Source organism: Streptomyces sp. NPDC006265, from assembly GCF_040613555.1.
Classification (GTDB): domain Bacteria; phylum Actinomycetota; class Actinomycetes; order Streptomycetales; family Streptomycetaceae; genus Streptomyces.
On the sequence record NZ_JBEXSH010000689.1, the window covers coordinates 1 to 5024 of the forward strand.

Sequence of the window (5024 nt, forward strand, 5' to 3'; positions counted from 1 at the left end):
CTCAGGACACGGGGGCGCAAGCCGACGGGCCAGGTGCGGCCGATGGCCGGCACGGTGGCCGGAAGGCCGGGGTCGGCCAGGGGCGCACCCGCCGCCTTGTACTTCGTCAGGGCGTCCGCGTACTGGGCGACGGAGCGGAACTGCGCGTCGCGCCACACGGTGCGCCCCATGGACAGGGAGGCTGCTCGGGCCGGGTCGCCGGCGGCGAGGGCCTCCAGCCGCATGATCTCGCGCAGGTCGGCGCCGAAGTGCAGCTGCTTGTCCATGGCCTTGGCGACCAGGCCGGACTCCGCGGACTCCAGCGCGTCGGCGGCGATGTTCGCCATCTCGCCCAGCAGGTACTGCGGGGGCGTCCTGGTCTGAGCGGCGATGTGCCGGACACACTGCGAGATGACCTGAAGGTAGGCGTTCAGGTCCGCGGCGGAGAACTGGCCGATGTTCGCGCCGACCTTCGACAGCCACAGCAGGCGGTCCTTGGAGTATTGCCCCAGCGGGACGTTCTCCACGTCGATGATGTCGCCGGTCTCGGGGTCGACGATGTCCTTGGTCGGCCGGTCCATGCCGAGGACCACACGCTGCGGCAGCGCGGCGAAGTCGGCCGCGGTGAACAGGTGCGCCCACAGGGTGTTCACGCCGTCCTGCAGCGGGGCCACCTGGGCGATCTCCGACTGGGGCTTGCCGTGCAGCCGTGCCCGGTTCGCGATCTCCACCAACGGGACCTCGTTACCCATCGGGTTGACCATGTCGACCTGCTCGGAGCGGCGCAGGCCGATGGCCCGCGTCACCCACTCGCCGCCGTTGACGGTGCGCTGCCGGCGGTAGACGCGGGCCGGGGTGTCCGGGAGGGCCCGCACGAACAGAGTGGCGAACTCGTGGGAGCCGTCCGACCAGATCCGCAGCCCGGAACGCCGCACACCGCGGGTGCCGGGCACGTAGTCCACGATGGCCTGCCCGGCGGGCACGAACGTGATGTCGGAGGCGCCGCCGGGGTTCCACACCATGGCGTGCGAGCGCGCGACGACCAGAGCGTCCAGGATCGCCAGGCCGACCTCGACGTCCGCGCGGGTGCGCTTCCAGGCCTTCATCGCCTCCTTGTCGGAGGTGCCGTCCTCGCCCTCGAAGTCGATGACGGCCAGGCGCTCGCGCAGGGTGTCCGGCACGGTCTTGCACCAGTTGTCGGAGAAGTCGTCGAACAGGCCCCCGGTCTGCTCGCTGAACTCCGGGCTGGCGTACTTCAGCGGCCGCTCCCCCTCGTACAGGGAGTTCCACTCCTGGACCTTGGACTCCCGCTTGTCCAGGCGGGCGCGCAGCTTGCGGATCATCGTCTCCGGGCTGTCCGTGTCGGCCAGCCGGTTCTCCGTGTCGGTGAGCACGTGCGCCCTCCCTTCCTGCGCGTCACGCGCTGTCTGCGGTGTCCTGGACGGCCTTGCGGCGCAGGTAGCCGTCCATGGCCATCACCAGGGCGGCGATGCCGTCGATGCGCGATGTGGACTCGTCGCGCTTGGGCTTGACCGGGCGGATGTTGTCGTTGCCGTCGCGGATGACCTCGACGCATCCCGCGTTCCAGCGCAGGACCTTGTGGCCGTCGTGCACGAACGCCCGCTCACGCAGCAGGCGTTCGGTCTCCTTCGCCCCCGGGCCCATGCCGAGGTACGTCTGGCTGACCGGGACGACCTCGCCGATGCGCGGGTTGGCCTCGATGCGCTGCAGTGATCCGCCGGCGAACATCCGGTCGTAGCTGACGCGCTGAATCCGGTAGGTGCGCGAGTCGGCCAGGATCTGATCCTCGATCGCGGCGTAGTCGATCGCGTCGCCCTCGGTCAGCGTCAGCAGCCCTGCCTCCGCCCACTCGCGCAGCGGCACCTGCAGCTGGTGCCCCAGCTCGTCGCACCGGTCCTCCGGCACCCAGAAACGGGGGATGATCTCCAGTTCCTTGCCGGGCTGGCGGGACTTCACCACCAGCAGCCACGCCGACAGGTCTGATACCGCCGACAGGTCCAGGCCGCCCCACGCCGGTTGGAACCGCTGCCGGCGGGCCGGGGTGAGCTCGCCCTCGTTGGCGTCCCACAGCGGCATCGGCAGCCACCGCACCTTCGAGCGCATCCGCCGGTTCAGGTGCAACCGGCAGAACGTCGGGAAGTACGACGGCGTCACCTTCGCCTTGGCGGCCTCCTTGCGCAGATACGCCAGCGTCGGCGACGCCCCCAGCCCGGGATTGGCCTTGCGCCAGGTCGACTCGGCGAACGGGTCGTCCTTCTCCTCCGCCGCCCAGATCACGCCGTAGTGCGACGGGTCTTCCACGACCATCTCGGCGACGCGCACGGTGTACGTGTGCTTCTCGTCGTAGATCGTGCCCTCGTCGCCCTCATCCGCTGTCGTGATGAAGATGATGAGCGGCTGGTCACGGGCGCCCGTGCCGGTCTCGATCGCGTCGACCAGGTCGCGCTTCTTGTGGACGTGAACCTCGTCGATCACGCCGCCGGACACATTCAGGCCATGCGCCGTCTCGGCGATCTTCGACAGAGCCCGCAGCACTCCGCCGGTCCGCGGAGTGAGCAGCGCGGCCGCCCGCGCGTCCACGCGCCCACGCACGGCCCGGCTGGTCTGCGCCATGCGCTTCGCGTCGTCGAACACGCGCTTCGCCTGGTCCAGCGACCCGGCTGCCGCGTACACCTCGGGGCCGACCTCGCGGTCGGCGAGCAGCAGCGTCAGCGCGGCCCCCGACGAGATTGTCGACTTGCCGTTCTTGCGGGGCACCTCGATCCACGCGGTGCGGATGACGCGGACCGGGCGGCCCGCTTCCTCGTCGTCGTACAGCCACCCGAAGACGGGCGCGATCGCCCACACCAGTTGCCAGGGCGCGAGCAGCAACGGAGTGCCGCCCCACCGGCCCTTCGTGTGCTTGAAGGACTCGATGGCGTTCTTCGCCCGCAGCGCGGCCGGCACGTCGAACCAGGCGCCGGGCTTCAGGTGGGCCTGGTTCGCCACGACCAGCGGCTTGGAGGCCAGGGCCTTGGCGATGTCCTCGTCGGTCAGCCCCAGTTCGTGCAGCGCGGCGTGCGGTACGGGGAGCTCGTCGGCTTCGTCCTCGAAGGTGAGGTGGTAGCGGCCGTCAGTCGAAGACGGAGTCGTCATCAGGGTCCCCGCCCTCCGGCGGCGCGATCCGTCCCCGCGACGACGGCGACAACCCGAGCTCGCCGATGTACGCCTTCAGCTGCGTCCGGTACTGCGTGGCGATCGTCGTCAGCGGGTTGCGGCACGGCCCGCGCTGCCCCATCGAGATCAGCCCCTCGACGGACAGGCGCCGCTCGCACCACTCCAGCCGGGCAACGCACAGGCAGTAGTCCACAGCTGTGGAGCGGTCGACGGCGGACAGCCCGGCCGCCATCTGCAGGAGCGGGACGACGCGCGCCCACTCGCGCGCGGCCACGGCCCGGCTGAAGTCGGCGGCCTCGCTCGCCAGCTTGACCCGCTGCCAGGCCTCGACCTCGCGCCGGTACTCCTTCAGCTCCTCGTCGTCCGCGCCACGCGGTGCCCGCGGCTTCGCGGGGACCTTGACGACCGGGAAGACGTCGGCCCAGTCCGGCTCGGTGAGCTCGGACGGCGGGACCTTCACGCCCTCGCGTACCGGCCGGTGGCCGGGGTTGCCCTCGCGCACGACCTGCAGGGCGGGCTTCGGCTTGCGTCCGGGGACCGGCACGACGATCACCCCCGTCCGGTCACGATGCGTAACGGTGCAGGGGCCTACGCCCAGCGATCAGAAGGCCCCGATTCGCGGGCACAGGATTTTCCCTCCCCGGCGGGCGACCTTGGGGGCCTGGGGGGAGTCACCCCCCAGGGGTGGTGCCATAGAGGGTGGTGTTGATCGCGCGGTTGAGGGCGGCCTGTGCCTCGGAGTGCTCGGCGAGGGCCTGTGCGAGCTTCGCGCGGGCCTCGGCGACGGCTGCGTCGGTGTGGGAGGCCGCGAGGCGTGCCTGTTCGAGGCGTTCGAGCTGCTCGGGTGTGGGCTGATGGGTGATCACCGGGCGTTCCACCCTCCGGGTTGATGGCGTGCGGTCTCGGACGAGTGGCAAGGCACACACAGTGGCCTCAGATGCTTGTCCGCGTCTGGGTCTGGATCGCCTCGCGCGACCAGCTGCTTACGCGAGAGCGGGTAGTGGTCCGCTGTGCGTGCTGGCCTTCCGCAGAGCACGCACCATGGATGGTGATACAGGTAGTTGGCCCTGCACCTTGCCCATCTGCTGTCGTATCCACGCTCTGAGCTGCTGCCCCTGATCTGCTCAGCCTGGCGTGTGTGCTTCTCGCATCTGCCCTGGGCGACCGTCTCAGGGCATCCGGGTACGGAGCAGGGCTTACGGGGGCGGGAGGGCATAGGGGGGCTGACTGGGGCGGGTCACGTGGTGGGGGGTGTCCTCGGGGGGTGGTGCAAGGGCGTACCCCTCTTGGCCCTGTGTGGCTGCCTTGGCGAGCGTGGCTGCGACGGAGTGGAGTACGGCCTCGAGCTGGAGTAGCTGGCTCACGAACTCGGGGCCGTGTACTGCTGCCTGACGCAGGAGTCTGGCGTCCACGGCGATCACTCCTCGTAGGCCGATGCGCCTGGCACCTGGGGAACCAGATGGGCGCCCCGGTAGTAGTCGCTGCGCCTTATGTCAGCTCCGTCGAGGAAGGCTCGCTGGAAGCGCTCGGCGGCTTCGTTTCCCGAGGGCTGGCCCCAAGTGAACGCCTCATCCACGACCGCGTAGGCGTTGGTCATGCCGAGGATGTGGCGCTGGGGTACGTGGAAGTACTTCAGCTCTGCTCGGTACTGGCCGACTCCGTTGGGGTCCCTGCGCATGATCTGTGCGATGGCCTTGGCGGGCGTAGTGCGGAGGGGCATGGGTGAGCCTCCGGGCATGCAGAAGGCCCCGCTGGTGGGCGGGGCCTCGTGTGCCTCCAGGTGGTCGCACTCGTGTTGCAGGCAGCGGGCGAAGAAGCCCGTGCCGTGGACGGTGACGGGGTCGCCGGTCATCGTGAATCCCTCGACG

The 5024-nt window shown here is 70.1% G+C and carries 4 protein-coding genes and 1 pseudogene; all 5 read right to left on the reverse strand.

What is annotated here, in order from left to right:
- A partial coding sequence (locus ABZ281_RS37535) for a phage portal protein (RefSeq protein ID WP_356662513.1) occupies positions 1–1373 on the reverse strand: 1373 nt, incomplete at its 3' end.
- A 22-nt stretch (positions 1374–1395) separates the two neighbouring features.
- A complete protein-coding gene (locus ABZ281_RS37540; protein WP_356662514.1) occupies positions 1396–3135 on the reverse strand; it encodes a terminase TerL endonuclease subunit in 1740 nt (579 codons plus the stop codon).
- On the reverse strand, positions 3113–3700 hold the full coding sequence (locus ABZ281_RS37545) for a P27 family phage terminase small subunit (RefSeq protein WP_356662515.1): 588 nt from the start codon (positions 3698–3700) through the stop codon (positions 3113–3115). The genes ABZ281_RS37540 and ABZ281_RS37545 overlap by 23 nt, the downstream gene beginning before the upstream one ends.
- Before the next feature lie 127 nt (positions 3701–3827).
- Entirely contained in the window at positions 3828–4022 is a 195-nt protein-coding gene (locus ABZ281_RS37550) for a hypothetical protein (protein WP_356662516.1), read from the reverse strand.
- Positions 4023–4930: 908 nt separating this feature from the next.
- A pseudogene (locus tag ABZ281_RS37555) lies at positions 4931–5024 on the reverse strand (peptide deformylase); the annotation flags it as partial.